The 14820-nt window shown below is 58.9% G+C and carries 14 protein-coding genes; 1 reads left to right on the top strand and 13 read right to left on the bottom strand.

Annotated features, from left to right (window positions below; genetic code table 11):
- Nucleotides 1–18 precede the first annotated feature (18 nt).
- From AC13DE_RS03605 to AC13DE_RS03545, 13 genes are all read right to left on the bottom strand, one after another.
- Nucleotides 19–708, bottom strand: a complete 690-nt coding sequence (locus AC13DE_RS03605; RefSeq protein ID WP_446313843.1) for an ABC transporter ATP-binding protein — start codon at nucleotides 706–708, stop codon at nucleotides 19–21.
- Nucleotides 705–1460 (bottom strand): ABC transporter ATP-binding protein, encoded by a 756-nt coding sequence (locus tag AC13DE_RS03600; protein WP_483047084.1) that lies wholly within the window; start codon nucleotides 1458–1460, stop codon nucleotides 705–707. The genes AC13DE_RS03605 and AC13DE_RS03600 overlap by 4 nt, the downstream gene beginning before the upstream one ends.
- Nucleotides 1453–2436, bottom strand: a complete 984-nt coding sequence (locus tag AC13DE_RS03595) for a branched-chain amino acid ABC transporter permease (RefSeq protein ID WP_483047083.1) — start codon at nucleotides 2434–2436, stop codon at nucleotides 1453–1455. Before AC13DE_RS03595 ends, AC13DE_RS03600 begins: the two co-directional genes overlap by 8 nt.
- A gap of 1 nt (nucleotide 2437) precedes the next feature.
- Complete coding sequence (locus AC13DE_RS03590) at nucleotides 2438–3355, bottom strand: branched-chain amino acid ABC transporter permease (protein ID WP_446298243.1); 918 nt, start codon at nucleotides 3353–3355, stop codon at nucleotides 2438–2440.
- 84 nt (nucleotides 3356–3439) lie between these two features.
- Complete coding sequence (locus tag AC13DE_RS03585) at nucleotides 3440–4585, bottom strand: ABC transporter substrate-binding protein (RefSeq protein WP_483047082.1); 1146 nt, start codon at nucleotides 4583–4585, stop codon at nucleotides 3440–3442.
- 92 nt (nucleotides 4586–4677) lie between these two features.
- Nucleotides 4678–5868 (bottom strand): kynureninase, encoded by a 1191-nt coding sequence (gene kynU / locus AC13DE_RS03580; protein ID WP_483047081.1) that lies wholly within the window; start codon nucleotides 5866–5868, stop codon nucleotides 4678–4680.
- Complete coding sequence (locus AC13DE_RS03575; RefSeq protein ID WP_483047149.1) at nucleotides 5869–6642, bottom strand: tryptophan 2,3-dioxygenase; 774 nt, start codon at nucleotides 6640–6642, stop codon at nucleotides 5869–5871.
- A 50-nt stretch (nucleotides 6643–6692) separates the two neighbouring features.
- Nucleotides 6693–8309 (bottom strand): AMP-binding protein, encoded by a 1617-nt coding sequence (locus AC13DE_RS03570; RefSeq protein ID WP_483047080.1) that lies wholly within the window; start codon nucleotides 8307–8309, stop codon nucleotides 6693–6695.
- Between the two features lie 11 nt (nucleotides 8310–8320).
- A complete protein-coding gene (locus tag AC13DE_RS03565) occupies nucleotides 8321–9469 on the bottom strand; it encodes an acyl-CoA dehydrogenase family protein (RefSeq protein WP_483047079.1) in 1149 nt (382 codons plus the stop codon).
- An 81-nt stretch (nucleotides 9470–9550) separates the two neighbouring features.
- Nucleotides 9551–10351, bottom strand: a complete 801-nt coding sequence (locus tag AC13DE_RS03560; protein ID WP_446298285.1) for an enoyl-CoA hydratase family protein — start codon at nucleotides 10349–10351, stop codon at nucleotides 9551–9553.
- Nucleotides 10344–10820 carry a MarR family winged helix-turn-helix transcriptional regulator gene (locus tag AC13DE_RS03555; RefSeq protein ID WP_446298238.1) on the bottom strand — a complete coding sequence of 159 codons (477 nt, stop codon included), beginning with the start codon at nucleotides 10818–10820 and terminating at the stop codon, nucleotides 10344–10346. The genes AC13DE_RS03560 and AC13DE_RS03555 overlap by 8 nt, the downstream gene beginning before the upstream one ends.
- Entirely contained in the window at nucleotides 10817–11548 is a 732-nt protein-coding gene (locus AC13DE_RS03550) for an SDR family NAD(P)-dependent oxidoreductase (RefSeq protein WP_483047078.1), read from the bottom strand. The genes AC13DE_RS03555 and AC13DE_RS03550 overlap by 4 nt, the downstream gene beginning before the upstream one ends.
- A complete protein-coding gene (locus AC13DE_RS03545; RefSeq protein WP_483047077.1) occupies nucleotides 11548–13842 on the bottom strand; it encodes a bifunctional salicylyl-CoA 5-hydroxylase/oxidoreductase in 2295 nt (764 codons plus the stop codon). Before AC13DE_RS03545 ends, AC13DE_RS03550 begins: the two co-directional genes overlap by 1 nt.
- A 282-nt stretch (nucleotides 13843–14124) precedes the next feature.
- Between AC13DE_RS03545 and AC13DE_RS03540 the strand changes: the two genes are divergently transcribed.
- Nucleotides 14125–14616, top strand: a complete 492-nt coding sequence (locus AC13DE_RS03540) for a hypothetical protein (RefSeq protein ID WP_483047076.1) — start codon at nucleotides 14125–14127, stop codon at nucleotides 14614–14616.
- The last annotated feature ends 204 nt before the right edge of the window (nucleotides 14617–14820 follow it).

Raw genomic sequence — 14820 nt, 5'->3', positions numbered from 1 at the left:
TCCTTTTCGTACGGGCGGTTAAACACCAAGGTATTGATCTGCGATAGCGTTATCCACCGCCGCCATCTTGCCTGACCAAACTGTCCGACCGCGTTCAAGAATGACGGCGCGATCGGCAACGTGGCGCAATTCAGCAAGCGACTTGTCAACCACCAGCAAGGCCAGGCCACTGTCGCGTTTCAATCGCGCGACGGCGGCCCATATCTCTTGCCGCACCACCGGGGCCAAGCCTTCGGTCGCTTCATCCAGCATCAGCAAAGTCGGATTGGTCATCAAGGCGCGTCCGATCGCCAACATCTGCTGTTCGCCACCGGACAGAGATCCGGCAAGCTGGTCACGCCGTTCACCCAACCGTGGAAACAGGTCGCAAACCGCTGCGAAGTCCCACCGCCCCGGTCTGGCGGCGGCGATCAGATTTTCATGTACCGTCAAGGGCGCAAAACAGCGCCGCCCTTCTGGTACCAGCCCCAGGCCCGCACGCGCCGCGCGATGACTGGACAAGGCGGCCAGATCGCGCCCGTCGAAATGCAGTGTTCCGCCATTGTGCTTCAGCATCCGGCAGATCACCTTGATCGTTGACGATTTACCCATACCGTTGCGGCCCATCAAGGCACAGACTTCGCCGCGCTCCAGTTGGATATCAACGCCGAACAACGCCTGCGAAGGCCCGTATGATGCTGTAATGCCTTGAAGATCCAGAAAACTCATGCGGCGTCCTCTGCCCCTAGATAGGCCTCGCGGACCAATGGATCACGGCGGATTTCGTCGGCCGAGCCGGTGGCGATGATTTGCCCGTAAACCAACACGCTGATGCGGTCAGCCAAGGCAAAGACCGCATCCATGTCATGTTCAACCAGCAGTATCGGGGCCTCTGCGCGCAGCGTATGCAGAAAGCCAGTCAATCGTTTTGACCCCGACGCGCCCAGCCCGGCCATGGGTTCGTCCATCAGGAATACCTTCGGCTCGAGCGTCAGGGCCACCGCGACCTCAAGCAGACGGCGCTGCCCGTGTGACAGATCGGCGGTGCGCTTGGTGGCAAGATCCGCCATCCCGACCCGCGTCAGGGCAGCCATGCCCTGATCAACCAGCTTGCGGTTCTTCATGACCGGCTGGAAAAACCTCATCACGTGTCCGTCGCGCCCCAAGGCACCCAAGACGGTATTTTGCAAAACGGTATATTCCATCGCCAGGGACGAGATCTGAAACGTGCGCCCCAGCCCCGCCCGCGCCCGTGCGACAGTGCCCAGGGCCGTCACATCCCGCCCCGCAAATTCGACCGTGCCACTATCTGATCGCAGCCCGCCTGCAATCTGCTTGATCAGCGTCGATTTGCCCGCGCCGTTGGGGCCGATCAGGGCGTGGATCTCGTTGGGCATCAACGTAAGCGATACGTCATCCGTGGCTTTCAGTGCACCAAAGCGCTTCTTCAGATGGGATACTTCAAGCAGCGGTTCAGTCATGGGCTGTCTCCTTGCCAGCAAGCGTGCCGATCAATCCGCCACGGGCGAACAGCACCACCAACAGCAGCAGCAGCCCGAGGTACACGTGCCAGAAATCGCTGAGACCCCCCAAAACATGTTCCAGCAAGATGAAAAGAGCCGCCCCCGCGACCGGCCCGAACAATCGGCCCACGCCGCCCAGAATGACGAATACCATGATCTCTCCGCTGGTTTGCCAGCTGAACATTGTGGGGCTGACAAAGCGGTTAAGATCGGCAAACAGCGCCCCTGCCAAACCGGTGACCGCCCCCGAAATGATAAACGCCACCAGACGCAGCCGAAACGGCGCGACTCCGACAGTTTCGACACGTTCGGGATTTTGACGAGCGGCAGACAACGCCAGCCCGAACGGTGCTTTGGCCAGACGCCCGGCAATGAACAGCACCGCTGCAAGCACCGTGAAGGCGATTGCGAAAAACTGGATCGGGTCGAGTGTGTTGAGACCGGGAAAGTCGTTGCGAATGTAAATCGACAACCCGTCTTCACCTCCATAGGCGGGCCACGGTATCGCAAAGTAATAAAGCATCTGACCAAAGGCGAGCGTGATCATAATGAAATACACGCCGGTGGTACGAAGGCTGAGAACCCCGATGAGCAAAGCGGCCAACGCAGCCGCCACAACCGCGACCCCCCATATCACCAACATGGATTTGGTCCCCTCGATCAGGATCGGGGTTTCCATTATCGGCGTATAACTTTGGGCATGGCTGGCAAGAACCCCCATCGCATACCCACCGATGCCGAAAAACGCGGCATGTCCAAAGCTGACCAACCCACCAAGCCCCAGAGCGATATTCAACCCGACTCCTGCCAAAGCCAGGATCGCCGCCTTGGTCACCAGCGTGATGATGAACGGCTCGCCCAGCACCATCGCAACACCCGCTGTGACGGGGAACAATGCAAATAGTATAATGTTGATAAGGGGTTCGCGTGCCATTTTACGTCGCTCCGAACAGGCCAGAGGGTTTGAATAGCAAGACACCCGCCATCAGAATGTAAATCGCCATCGACGCCACAGCTGACCCAATGGTGTTGGCCGAAGACGGCTCCATGAAGGTCGCGAAAAGCGTCGGAAGCAGGGCACCGCCCAACGTGTCTGTTAATCCGACAAGCAGCGCACCGATCAAAGCCCCCTTGATCGATCCGATCCCGCCAATGACAATGACGACGAAGGCAAGGATCAAAACGGGTTCTCCCATTCCCACCTGCACCGACTGGATTGCCCCGACCAAAGCACCGGCCAAACCGGCCAGCGCCGCACCCAAGGCAAACACCAGTGTGTAAAGCTTGGAGATATCGACGCCGAGCGCTGCAATCATTTCGCGATCTGCTTCGCCTGCTCTTATCTGGATGCCGATACGGGTTTTCGCGATCAAAACAAACAGGCCGGCGGCAACCAAAAGGCCAACGGCGATGATCACCAACCGGTACAGCGGATACAAAATGCCCCCGGGCAGCAGGACCGGCCCCGACAAAGCTGCGGGAATATCAAGGAACAAGGGGAAAGACCCAAAGATATAGCGGGTACCTTCCGAAAAGATCAGGATCAGCGCGAAAGTCGCCAGGACCTGATCCAGGTGGTCGCGGTCGTAAAGACGGCGGATCACCAACAGCTCTACCAGCGCGCCGGCGGCAGCGGCAGCGGCAAGTGCCGCGATCAACGCAAGCGTAAACGACCCCGTCCACCCGGCGACCGCGGCAGCGGCAAACGCCCCGACCATGTAAAGCGAACCATGGGCAAGGTTAATCAACCCCATGACGCCGAAAATCAACGTCAAACCGGCAGCCATCAGGAAAAGCATTACCCCGAACTGAATCCCGTTCAGCACCTGTTCAATCAGCAATATCAACGACATATGGGGGCTTTCTCAGGCATTTTCATGCAGCGTAACAGTTCACAGGATCGCTGCGCCCCGTTTTCAGGGGCACAGCGTCTTGTCTTACATCTTGCACTCGGCGCCATAGACATCCTGATGATCCGGAGATGCGACACCGATCACTTTATTGGTTACCACATCACCTTCCTTGACCACTTCGCGCATGAAGATATCCTGGATCGGGTGGTGATTGGGCGCGAACGCGAATTTTCCGCGAACCGACGCAAAATCAGCTTCTTCCAAGGCAGCTTGGAACGCGGCCGCGTCTTTTACGTCGGCCTTGCCCATGGCACTTTGCAGCAGCAAAGCCGTGTCGTAGCCCTGCGCTGCATATAGCGACGGCAAGCGACCGTATTCAGCCTGGAAATCGGCGACGAATTTCTTGTTGGCCTCGTTGTCGATATCCTTGGACCAATGCGACGTGTTCTTGACGCCCAGGGCCGCATCCCCGATAGCGCCCAGAATACCCTGGTCGAAACTGAAGGCTGGGCCCATGACTGCCTTGTCAACGCCAGAACCCGCATATTGTTTCATAAATGATATTCCCATGCCGCCAGGCAGGAAAAAATAGATAGTATCAGCATCTGATGCTCTCATTTGTGCAATCTCAGCGGCATAGTCGGTCTGGCCGAGCTTGGTATAAACCTCTTCGACCACATCGCCTTTGTACGTCCGTTTGAAGCCGGCGATCATATCCTGCCCGGCTGGATAGTTAGGGGCGATCAAGAACACTTTCTTGATACCGTTTTCGTTGGCCCACGCCCCGGCGGCTTCGTTGAACGCGTCATTTTGCCAAGCCACGTTGAAGTACAGCGGGCTGCACCCCTTGCCGGCCAGCGCCGAGGGTCCGGCATTCGGCGACAAGTAGAATTTTCCTTGCGCCGTCGCAGCCGGAACCACAGCCATCGCCAGGTTTGACCAGATGATGCCAGTGAGCACATCCACTTTCTCGGACTGGATCAGCTTGTCGGCCAATTGTACGGCAATATCCGGCTTGCGCTGATCATCTTCGATCACCAGTTCCAAATTTTCGTTGCCTTTGGCCGCCAACATAAAACCGTCGCGCACATCAATGCCAAGCCCGGCACCGCCGCCGGATAGGGTCGTGATCATGCCGACCTTGACCTTGCTTGAATGGGCGTCTGCCCATGCAGCACCGCTGCCCAGTGCTGCGATGGAAACCGCAGCGATAAGTGATTTAATCTTCATTTCTCTCTCCCTTGGTGTTTGGACCTCATGATGCGGGCCCGATTTACAAATCTTACAGTGCCGTTTGTGACGGGGGCGTCAAGCAAAGGTCCCTAGGTTACCCTGGATTTCACCTTATACTTGTCCTCGTCCCACAAATCGTTGTTCATCACGTCGGAAATCACCTTGACCGCAGCGGACACGTCGCCGCCGTCGATGTACAGCGGCGTAAATCCAAAGCGCATGATATCGGGTGCTCGGAAATCACCGATCACACCTCGGTCGATGACAGCTTGCATCGCCGCATAGCCGTGATCGAACTGCCAAGACACTTGCGACCCCCGCATGGACGGATCGCGCGGGCTCGCCAAGGTCAACTGGGGTACATCGCGCTCTATCTCTGTGATGAACTGTTCCTGCAAGGTGATCGAAGCGGCGCGCAGGCGATCCATGTCCACGTCCTGCCACAGCTCCATCGCGGTCTCTAGTGCCGTTAACTGGATAACCGGAGGCGTGCCGACCCGCATGCGTTCGATTCCGCTGCCCGGTGCATAATTCAATTCAAAATCAAATGGTTGTCGATGCCCCAGCCAGCCAGCCAACGCAGGTTGGACGGCATCCGCCAAATCGGGCCGTACATAAATGAACCCCGGCGCGCCGGGGCCGCCGTTGAGGTACTTGTAGGTACAGCCAACCGCGAATTCGGCGTTCGACCCGGTCATATCTACTGGCACCGCGCCGGCCGAATGCGCAAGATCCCACACCATAATCGCGCCCGCTGCTTGCGCCTGCTGAGTGACCGTTCTCATGTCGTGTTTACGTCCCGTACGGTAATCAACCTCGGTCAACATTACCACGGCTACGTCATCTCCGATGGCCTGCGTGACCTCTTCGGGTGCCACCGTGCGCAGCTCGTACCCTTGGTCGAGCAGTTTCACCAGTCCCTCGACCATATACAGATCCGACGGGAAATTACCGGTATCGCTTAAAATCACCCGCCGATCGCTGCGCAATTTCAGCGCGGATGACACTGCCTGAAACACCTTGATCGACAAGGTGTCGCCCATCACGACCGATCCCTCAGCGCCCCCGATGATCCGCGCAACCATATTGCCCACCCGCATCGGCTGATCCATCCAACTGGCCTTGTTCCACCCGCCAATCAGCAGCTTGCCCCACTCATCGGTCAACATCTGCTGCACACGCAGCGGCACCGCCCGCGGCAACGGGCCAAGCGAATTGCCGTCCAGATAGATAACGCCGTCAGGTATATAAAACGCGCATTTATTCAATATATCAGCCACTTAAAGGGTTCCTCTCACGTTCCACAATTCCGGGAAAAGTTCGACCTCAAGCATTTTGCGCAGATAGCTCACCCCGTTGGTACCCCCTGTACCGCGTTTGAAACCAATGATCCGTTCAACCGTGGTCACATGATTGAAACGCCATCGACGAAAGTAATCTTCGAGATCGACGAGCTTTTCTGCCAACTCGTAGAGCGCCCAGTGTTTTCCAGGATTTTCGTAGACCTGTTGCCACAGATCCTGGATGGCAGCCTTGGTCACCCACGGGTCCGTGGACGGGTCGCCTGCCAGGTTCGCGTGGCCAAGCTCTTTGCACAACAGGCCAATCGCAACCTGATAAAGGCTGGGCTGACCCAGCTCGTCTTGCAGCGCCTTCAGCGCATCGGGTCGATGTTCGTGCACCTGCATCAGCGCCTTGTTTCGATTTCCAAGCAGATATTCGACCAAACGATACTGGTGCGATTGAAAGCCGCTCGAATTACCAAGCGAGGGGCGGAACGCAGTATATTCGCTCGGCGTCATGGTGCGAAGCACGTCCCACGCGCTGTTCAACTGTTCAAATATTCGCGCCACCCGGGCCAGCATCTTGAACGCCGCTGCCTGATCGCCAGCCTGCATCACCCGCCGCGCGGCCTGCAATTCGTGGATCGCCAGCCGCATCCACAATTCCGAGGTCTGGTGCTGCACGATGAACAGCATCTCGTCATGCGCATCGCTCAGCGGCTTTTGTGCAGACAAGATCGCGTCAAGGTGCAGGTAATCGCCATAGGACATGTCTCTGGAAAAATTCAGCTTGGCACCTTCTGATGCCTTGTCAAACTCGGTCACGGTTTTTCCCTCAGCGCGAAACGCTGGATCTTGCCGGTCGGTGTCTTGGGCAAGCCATCGATGAACCGCACGTCCCGAGGGTATTTGTAAGGCGCGATGCTCGCCTTGACATGATCCTGCAACAGCTTGATCGTGCTCGCATCTTTCGGGGTCCCTTCAGTCAGAACCACAAAGGCCTGCACAATTGTCCCACGTTGCGGATCGGGCTTGCCAACCACGGCGCATTCAACAACCATCGGATGCGACAGCAAGGCCGCCTCGACCTCGGGGCCCGCGATATTGTACCCGGCCGATACGATCATGTCGTCGTTGCGCGCCGCGAAGTGCAGATACCCTTCCGCATCCATGCTAAAGCTGTCGCCGGTGATGTTCCATCCATCCTTGACATATACCGCCTGCCGGTCATCAGCGAGATACCTGCACCCCGTTGGCCCGCGCACCGCAAGCCGCCCTACAGTCCCCCGCGGCACCTCTGCCCCGTGCTGATCGACGATCTTGGCCTCATACCCTGTCACCGGTTTTCCCGTACAGGCGGCGCGGTGATCGTCAAAGCGGTTCGAAATAAAGATATGCAGCATCTCGGTTGCCCCGATACCATCCAGCATCGGCTTGCCGGTTTTCTGCTTCCAGTCGTCAAACACCGGTGCCGGCAGGGTTTCCCCGGCACTGACGGCTGCACGCAAGCTCGACAGATCCGCGCCCTGGTCCATCGCTGCCAACATCGCGCGATAGGCCGTCGGCGCGGTGAAACAGACCGTGGCTTTGTATTTCTCGATGATCTCGATCATATTTGGCGGGGACGCGTTTTCCAGCAGCGTCGCAGCCGCCCCAAACCGTAGAGGGAAAATCGCCAGCCCCCCCAACCCAAAGGTAAACGCCAATGGGGGCGAGCCGACAAAAACGTCGTCGGGGACGACCCGCAGGATTTCACGCGCATAGCCGTCGGCAATGATCAGCAAATCGCGATGAAAATGCATGGTCGCTTTCGGTGTGCCCGTGGTACCGGACGTAAACCCCAACAGGGCCACATCGTCCTGGGCCGTATCGACCGCCTCGTAGCTCACCGGTTTCTCCAGCGCCAGTCGGTCCAGCTCTGCGTCATGGTTGCTGGTCCCGTCAAACCCCACCACCGACTTGAGGAACCGCGAGGTCTTTGCACAGGCGGTCATTTCGTCCATCAGTCGGGTGTCGCACAACGCATGGCTGATTTCAGCCTTGTTGACCAACGCGGCAAGCTCTCCGGCGCGCAACATCGGCATTGAATTCACAACGACCGCGCCCGCTTTTGTGGCCGCCAACCAACAAGCCACCATCGCCGGGTTGTTCGCAGACCGGATCAAAACCCGATTGCCCGGCTTCAGCCCCAGATTTTCTACCATCGCGCGGGCCAACCTGTTGGTCCAATCGGCCAGTTCCTTATAGGTGCGTCGACGACCGTTACCGATCAAGGCAATGCGGTCACCATACCCCCGGTCAACCATCGCATCGGTCAGTTCCACCCCGACGTTCAACCGGTTAGGATAGCTGAAACCGTCCAACAACAGCTCCGGCCAAGTCCCAGGGGCCGGCAGGTTATCACGGGCAAAGCTATCGGTATGTCCGGAAGGTTGCATGTCTCTCTCTCCTACACCGCGCCCAAGGTCTGCCGCGCAATGACAACGCGCTGCACGTCGGACGCCCCCTCGTAGATCCGCAAGGCGCGTATCTCGCGGTACAGGCTTTCGACCACCATACCCCGGCGCACGCCATCTCCGCCGAAAAGCTGAACCGCCCTGTCTATCACGCCTTGGGCATGGTCCGTGGCGAACAGTTTGGCCATCGCGGCCTCTCGGGTGACCCGTGCGGCCCCCTGATCCTTCAACCATGCCGCCCGGTAGACCAGCAGCGCCGACGCATCCACTTCGACCGCCATATCGGCGATGTGACCTTGCACCATCTGCAAATCCGCCAGCGGCCTTCCCTGCACGTGTCGCTCCCTGACCCGCACCACCGCTTCGTCGAGGGCGCGGCGTGCAAATCCCAGTGCCGCCGCCGCGACGGTGGATCGGAAAACATCCAGGACCGACATCGCTATCGCGAACCCCTGACCGGGCTTCCCGATCAAAGCGGTCGCAGGCACCCGGCAATCGGTAAACCGTAACGTCGCCAATGGATGCGGTGCCATGACTTGCAACCGTTCGGTGATATCGAAACCCGGCGCTCCTGCGGGCACGATGAATGCCGACAAGCCCCGCGCCCCCGGTGCCTCTCCGGTACGGGCAAACAGCGTATACACATCGGCAATGCCGCCATTGGATATCCACGTCTTCTCGCCGTTCAACACGAAGTCGTCGCCATCACGAGTCGCGGTCATGGTAGAATTGGCTACATCGGACCCCGATTGTGGCTCGGTCAAAGCGAAGGCTGAAATCGCCTTTCCGGCACGGGTGTCCGGCAACCAGGCCTGTTGTTGCTCAACCGTGCCGAACAGACTTAACGCACCGGTCCCGAGCCCTTGCATCGCAAAGCTGAAATCCGCCAACCCATCATGCCGCGCCAGCGTTTCTCGGATCAAACACAGGCTGCGCACGTCCAGCGTCGCCCCGGCCTCTGCTCCGGAGTGCCGCAACCAGCCGGCCTCTCCCAGTCTGCGGACCAACCACCGGCAGGCCGCATCCACGTCACTGTGATCCAGACTGCCCAAGGTCGCGGCCGCCCAGCCATCCAGTTCGTCGGTCAACACACGGTGCCGATCTTCAAAAAATGGCCAGTCCAGAAAACTTCGATCAGACATTTCAACGCGCCTCTTTTTCATTTTGCCGGATAAACTCCCGCCGGAGGCTCCCGCACTCAATCCCCCCCCGCCGCTCGAGGTTCAATTCCCCTCGAAAACCGGACGCCGCTTTGCGACGAATGCCGCGTATGCCCTCTCAAAGTCGCCGGTCTGCATACAGATCGCCTGCGCCTGGGCCTCGGCCTCGATCGCCTGTTCGATCGACATCGACCATTCCTGCGCCAACATCGTCTTGGTCATCATATGGGCAAAGTTCGGCCCGGTCTGGATCTGTTGGGCCAGCGCCAGCGCCTCCGCCTCAAGCGTGCCCTCGGGGACCAGCCGGTTGAAAAAACCCCAGCGTTCCCCTTCCTCCGCGGTCATCGACCGGCCCGTGTACAGCAATTCCGCCGCGCGGGTCTGTCCGATAATCCTGGGCAAGATCGCGCAGGCCCCCATGTCGCATCCCGCCAGTCCGACACGGGTAAACAGAAACGCCGTCTTGGCTTGGGGTGTGGCGATCCGCAGGTCCGAGGCCATGGCGATGATCGCCCCTGCTCCGACACAGATACCATCCACCGCCGCAATCACCGGCTTGCCGCAGTTTATCATCGCCTTGACAAGATCGCCGGTCATCCGGGTAAAGCGCAGCATGTCCTTCATGCTCATGCGGGTCAGTGGACCGATGATATCATGCACATCCCCCCCTGAACTGAAATTGCCACCGTTGGACCCAAAAATCACGACGTCCACGTCGTCGGCATAGACCAGGTCACGAAACCAGTCGCGCAGTTCGGCATAGCTTTCAAAGGTCAACGGATTCTTGCGGTCGGGGCGGTCCAGACGGACCGTGGCGATGCCATTGTCGATCTCGCACAGAAAATGCTTCACGTCGTCACGCATTTGTTGGGTCATCCAAAGCTTCCTTATTTTCAGCGGCCTGCGCCACTATAATCAACTGTGCCGCCATCGCGCGTGCGTCGGCGGCGCTGATCCCGCCAAGCATGGCGTTGATCCAGCCCTCGTGGGCTTTTGCCTGCGCTGCGAATTCGCTTTCTCCGTCGGCAGTCAGGCGCAGGGTCATGGCACGGCGGTCTCGCGGCACCGGAACCCGTTCCACCAACCCTTCTTCGGCCAGCCGGTCGGCTATCCCGGTGACATTGCCGTTCGACACGCGCAACACCCCGGAAAGCTGGCTCATCTTCAACCCTTCGGGATGGCGCGACAGGGCCGCCATCACGTCGAAACGCGGCAGGGTGGTCTTGAATTCAACCCGCAAACGATCGCGCAAATGCGCATCGACATGGCGCGTCAGGCGTAACAGTCGCAGCCACAGCCGCAACCGATCCTTGGCACCTTCGCTTCCGGTCATATCTCGCCTCCGGACAGGCTCAGGGTATGGCCGTTGACCGCTCCTGCCGCATCCGACAACAGATATAGAGCGGCGGCTGCAACCTCGTCGGTGGTGACAAAGCGGTTCTGGGGACTGGCGCGCTTCAGGATCCCGCGGGCCTCTCTAGAGGTTTTTCCGGTATGGGCAGTGATCGTTTCAACCGATCGCTCCAACAGCGGGGTGTCGATGAAACCGGGGCAGATCGCATTTACGGTGATACCGGTGCTGGCCAGTTCCAGCGCCAATGCGCGTGTCAGTCCGACAACGCCATGCTTTGCCGCAACATACCCAGCCACGTAGGGGTAGCCCTTGAGCCCGGCGGTTGACGCCACAACGACAAGACGCCCGCGGCCCGCAGTTTTCATGCCCGCGACCGCCGCTTGCCAGACATTGAAGACACCTGTCACATTGACCGCCATCAAGTCCGAAAGATCCTGCGCTGTCGTCCTCTCGAAGGGGGCCGAATGCGCTGCACCCGCATTGGCAACGACCCCGGTGACCGGGCCGCGCTGTTCCACGGCCGCGTCAAAGGCCGCCCCGACCGCTTTGGCGTCGGTTACGTCGCACACGAGATACGGCAGCCCCTGCGCCGCCAGCGGCGCTTCGCGCCGCCCCATGATGGTAACCTGCGCGCCGGTCGCGGCCACTTTGCCGGCGATCCGAGCGCCAACGCCTGAGCCGCCCCCGGTGATTACCACATGCGTCATCACACTGTCCCCGGTTGTTCGGCAGCACGGTCGGCGAGCCGCCACAATTGGTCGCGCCCTGCCTCGTAAGGTTTTGGCCACGCGGCTTGACGGTCGCCAATGGCCGCAGCCTGATGCAGGGTCCAGTACGGGTCCGCAAGGTGTGCACGCGCCACACAGACCAAGTCGGCGCGTCCCGCCATCAAGATGGAATTGACGTGATCGGCCTCATAGATATTGCCCACTGCCATGGTTCTGATACCGCTTTCGTTGCGGATACGATCGGAAAACGGTGTCTGGAACATCCGCCCATAGACCGGTTGCGCCTCGCCTGATGTCTGGCCCGCCGACACGTCGATAATATCGGCACCGGCCGCGTCGAACATCCGTGCAATCTGCACGGCATCATCGGGCGTAATGCCCAGGTCTCCGACCCAGTCATGCGCGGATATGCGCACCGACATGGGCTTGGCCTCGGGCCAGGCCGCCCGCATGGCTGAAAACACTTCGAGAGGATAGCGCATCCGATTGGCCAGGCTGCCTCCATATGCGTCGTCGCGCAGGTTCGATACCGGCGATATGAACGACGATATCAGATACCCGTGCGCGGCATGCAATTCGATCATGTCGAACCCTGCGCGATGCGCCATTTCTGCGGCGGCCACGAACTGATCCTTGACCTCGTCCATCTGGGTGCGGGTCATGGCCCTGGGCATGTCGTTGTTCACGGACCAAGGCACCGCCGAGGCCGATATCAATGGCCAGTTACCATCCGGCAGCGGCGCGTCCATAATCTCCCAGCCGACCTGGGTCGACCCTTTGCGCCCGGCGTGGCCAATCTGGCAGCAGATTTTTGCGTCGGTTTCGGCATGTACAAAATCCGTCAGCCGTCGCCACGCGGTCTGATGTTCTGGCGCATAAAGACCGGGACAGCCGGGCGTAATCCTGCCGTCAGCAGAAACACATGTCATTTCGGTATAAACCAGCCCCGCACCGCCCTTGGCACGTTCGGCATAGTGAACAAAATGCCAATCCGTAGGTGTACCATCAACGGCTTTGTATTGCGCCATCGGGGATACCACGACGCGATTTTTCAGGGCCATCTCGCGCAGCCTGAACGGCGCGAACATCGGTGCACGGGCGTCGTGCACGTCAGTTACGCCAGCCTGCCCCATGAACCATGCCTCGGCACCGGCCAGCCAGTCAGGGTCACGTGCACGCAGGTTTTCATGGCTTATCCGCTGGGACCGGGTCAGCATCGAATAATTCAACTGAACCGGATCAAGATCCAGATAGCGTTCGACATTCTCGAACCATTCCACCGAATTTCGCGCCGCAGATTGCAGGCGCAACACCTCGAGCCGTCGGGCATCTTCGTATTTCGCGAAGGCGGTTTCCAGATCGGCATCCTGGGTCACATGGTTGGCCAAGCTGATTGCGGATTCCAGTGCCAGCTTGGTCCCCGACCCTATCGAAAAATGTGCCGTGGCCGATGCGTCACCCAGCAGAACGACATTACGGTGGCTCCAGTTTTCGCACAGAACGCGGGGGAACCTGATCCAGGCCGAACCACGGATATGGCTGGCATTGGTCATCAGCTTGTGGCCGTCCAAATGATCGCTGAATATTTCTTCGCAGATCGCAAGGGAGTCTTGCTGGCTCATCGAGCCGAACCCGAAGGCATCAAAGGTCTTTTGCGAACATTCCACGATGAACGTGGCGGTGTCGTCGTCAAACTGATAGGCGTGCACCCAGATCCAACCGTGTTCGGTCTTTTCAAAGATAAAGGTGAACGCGTCATCGAATTTCTGGTGCGTCCCCATCCAGACAAACGGGCATTTTCGAACATCTATGTCCGGCTTGAAGGTCTGTTCGAATTCGATCCGGGTCTTGGAGTTCAACCCGTCACAGGCAACGACAAGATCATAATCGGCCATGTAGTCCGAGGCCGGCCTTGCTTCGGTTTCGAATTGCAAGTCGACGCCCAAACCGCGCGCCCGGTCCTGCAAGATCAACAGCAGTGTCTTGCGACCTATTCCGCAAAATCCATGCCCCGAAGACCGAATGACCTGCCCGTGGTGGTGCAGCGCGATGTCGTCCCAATAGGCAAATTGGCTGCGGATCTCATTGGCGCTCTCGGGATCGTTCTGCGCCAGATTGTCCAATGTCTCGTCAGACAGAACCACACCCCAACCGAAGGTGTCGTCGGGCTTGTTACGCTCAATAACGGTGACTTGCGCTTCTGGCTGGCGCAGCTTCAGGGAGATCGCAAAATATAGCCCCGCTGGCCCTCCGCCCAAGCATATCGCGCGCATCACTTCCCTCCCCTGATACCGGAACGCTAAGCTGAGTCTCGATTTACTTCAAGTGAAAATATTTTACACATAAAATATATGTGGCTCCCGCCTGCACCCGTGCCTGCAAAACCGCCATCGGCGGACGCCCCCGTAACTGACTGAAATGAAACACACACAATGGTTATCTCTCTCAAGCGACGGTAAGTTGACTTGGCCGGTCGGTCACACAGATCATTCTGTATGATGGGAATGATTTCATCAGCGTAGCTTCCTACGCTGGTCATTTCCCAGGGAGATCAAATGTTTAAAACACTGGTTGTAAGCAGTCTTTTCGGACTTGCGACGCTCACGGCGGCCGTGGCCGAACCTGTTTCCGTCAAAGCGGTCATGGTACCGCAAGAAACCATTCGCATGGACTTTGGCGATGGAAGCAAACACTTTGTTCTCATGGTGCGCCGCGAAGGCAAATCCGAAGGAACAAGTGCGCTGGCCGGTGCGTCAGTGTCAGAGTTCGGCTGGCATGACATCAACCCACCCAAAGACGGCGACCCGCATGGATATCTGCAATTCACCGCCGAAAACGGCGATATCGCCAATATCAAGTTCACCGTGCGCGCCGTGTTCATCAAGGAAGAGGAAAAGCCCCGTCTGACCGATTATGGCTATTGGGAGCTGGTCAGCGGCACCGGCCAGTTTGAAAACATGACCGGTATCGGTACGTTGACGATCAAACCGGCATCCGAAACGGATCGCCTGTTCACGCTGGACGGGGAACTGGGCGCACGCCGCTAAGACCGCCCAGAGCCGCGGCCCCGGCCTCGGGGCTGCCTCTGGCCGGGCGTGACGCGTTGTATGGTAACCACTCCGTTGGGACCACCTGCCTGATTTCCTGATGATTTGCTAAGAGACGGGCTTAACGACGTCGTTAGCGACGTGTCTTAGGTGGGGGTCGGCGATGCGGGGTGAGATACTGGGGTTTGAACGTCGTCGGCGCTG

It is taken from the genome of Sulfitobacter sp. L-8 (genome assembly GCF_056859255.1).
Note: the sequence above shows the minus strand (reverse complement) of the source record. Positions and strands in the feature narration are given on the sequence as shown.

What these genes read in the sequence shown, in the direction of transcription:
- AC13DE_RS03590 (WP_446298243.1), bottom strand. Translation starts at nt 3,355, where the DNA reads ATGTCGTTGATATTGCTGATTGAACAGGTGCTGAACGGGATTCAGTTC.
- AC13DE_RS03540 (WP_483047076.1), top strand. Translation starts at nt 14,125, where the DNA reads ATGTTTAAAACACTGGTTGTAAGCAGTCTTTTCGGACTTGCGACGCTC.
- AC13DE_RS03595 (WP_483047083.1), bottom strand. Translation starts at nt 2,436, where the DNA reads ATGGCACGCGAACCCCTTATCAACATTATACTATTTGCATTGTTCCCC.
- AC13DE_RS03570 (WP_483047080.1), bottom strand. Translation starts at nt 8,309, where the DNA reads ATGCAACCTTCCGGACATACCGATAGCTTTGCCCGTGATAACCTGCCG.
- AC13DE_RS03550 (WP_483047078.1), bottom strand. Translation starts at nt 11,548, where the DNA reads ATGACGCATGTGGTAATCACCGGGGGCGGCTCAGGCGTTGGCGCTCGG.
- AC13DE_RS03575 (WP_483047149.1), bottom strand. Translation starts at nt 6,642, where the DNA reads ATGTCCTATGGCGATTACCTGCACCTTGACGCGATCTTGTCTGCACAA.
- AC13DE_RS03605 (WP_446313843.1), bottom strand. Translation starts at nt 708, where the DNA reads ATGAGTTTTCTGGATCTTCAAGGCATTACAGCATCATACGGGCCTTCG.
- AC13DE_RS03565 (WP_483047079.1), bottom strand. Translation starts at nt 9,469, where the DNA reads ATGTCTGATCGAAGTTTTCTGGACTGGCCATTTTTTGAAGATCGGCAC.
- AC13DE_RS03555 (WP_446298238.1), bottom strand. Translation starts at nt 10,820, where the DNA reads ATGACCGGAAGCGAAGGTGCCAAGGATCGGTTGCGGCTGTGGCTGCGA.
- AC13DE_RS03545 (WP_483047077.1), bottom strand. Translation starts at nt 13,842, where the DNA reads ATGCGCGCGATATGCTTGGGCGGAGGGCCAGCGGGGCTATATTTTGCG.
- AC13DE_RS03560 (WP_446298285.1), bottom strand. Translation starts at nt 10,351, where the DNA reads ATGCGTGACGACGTGAAGCATTTTCTGTGCGAGATCGACAATGGCATC.
- AC13DE_RS03600 (WP_483047084.1), bottom strand. Translation starts at nt 1,460, where the DNA reads ATGACTGAACCGCTGCTTGAAGTATCCCATCTGAAGAAGCGCTTTGGT.
- AC13DE_RS03585 (WP_483047082.1), bottom strand. Translation starts at nt 4,585, where the DNA reads ATGAAGATTAAATCACTTATCGCTGCGGTTTCCATCGCAGCACTGGGC.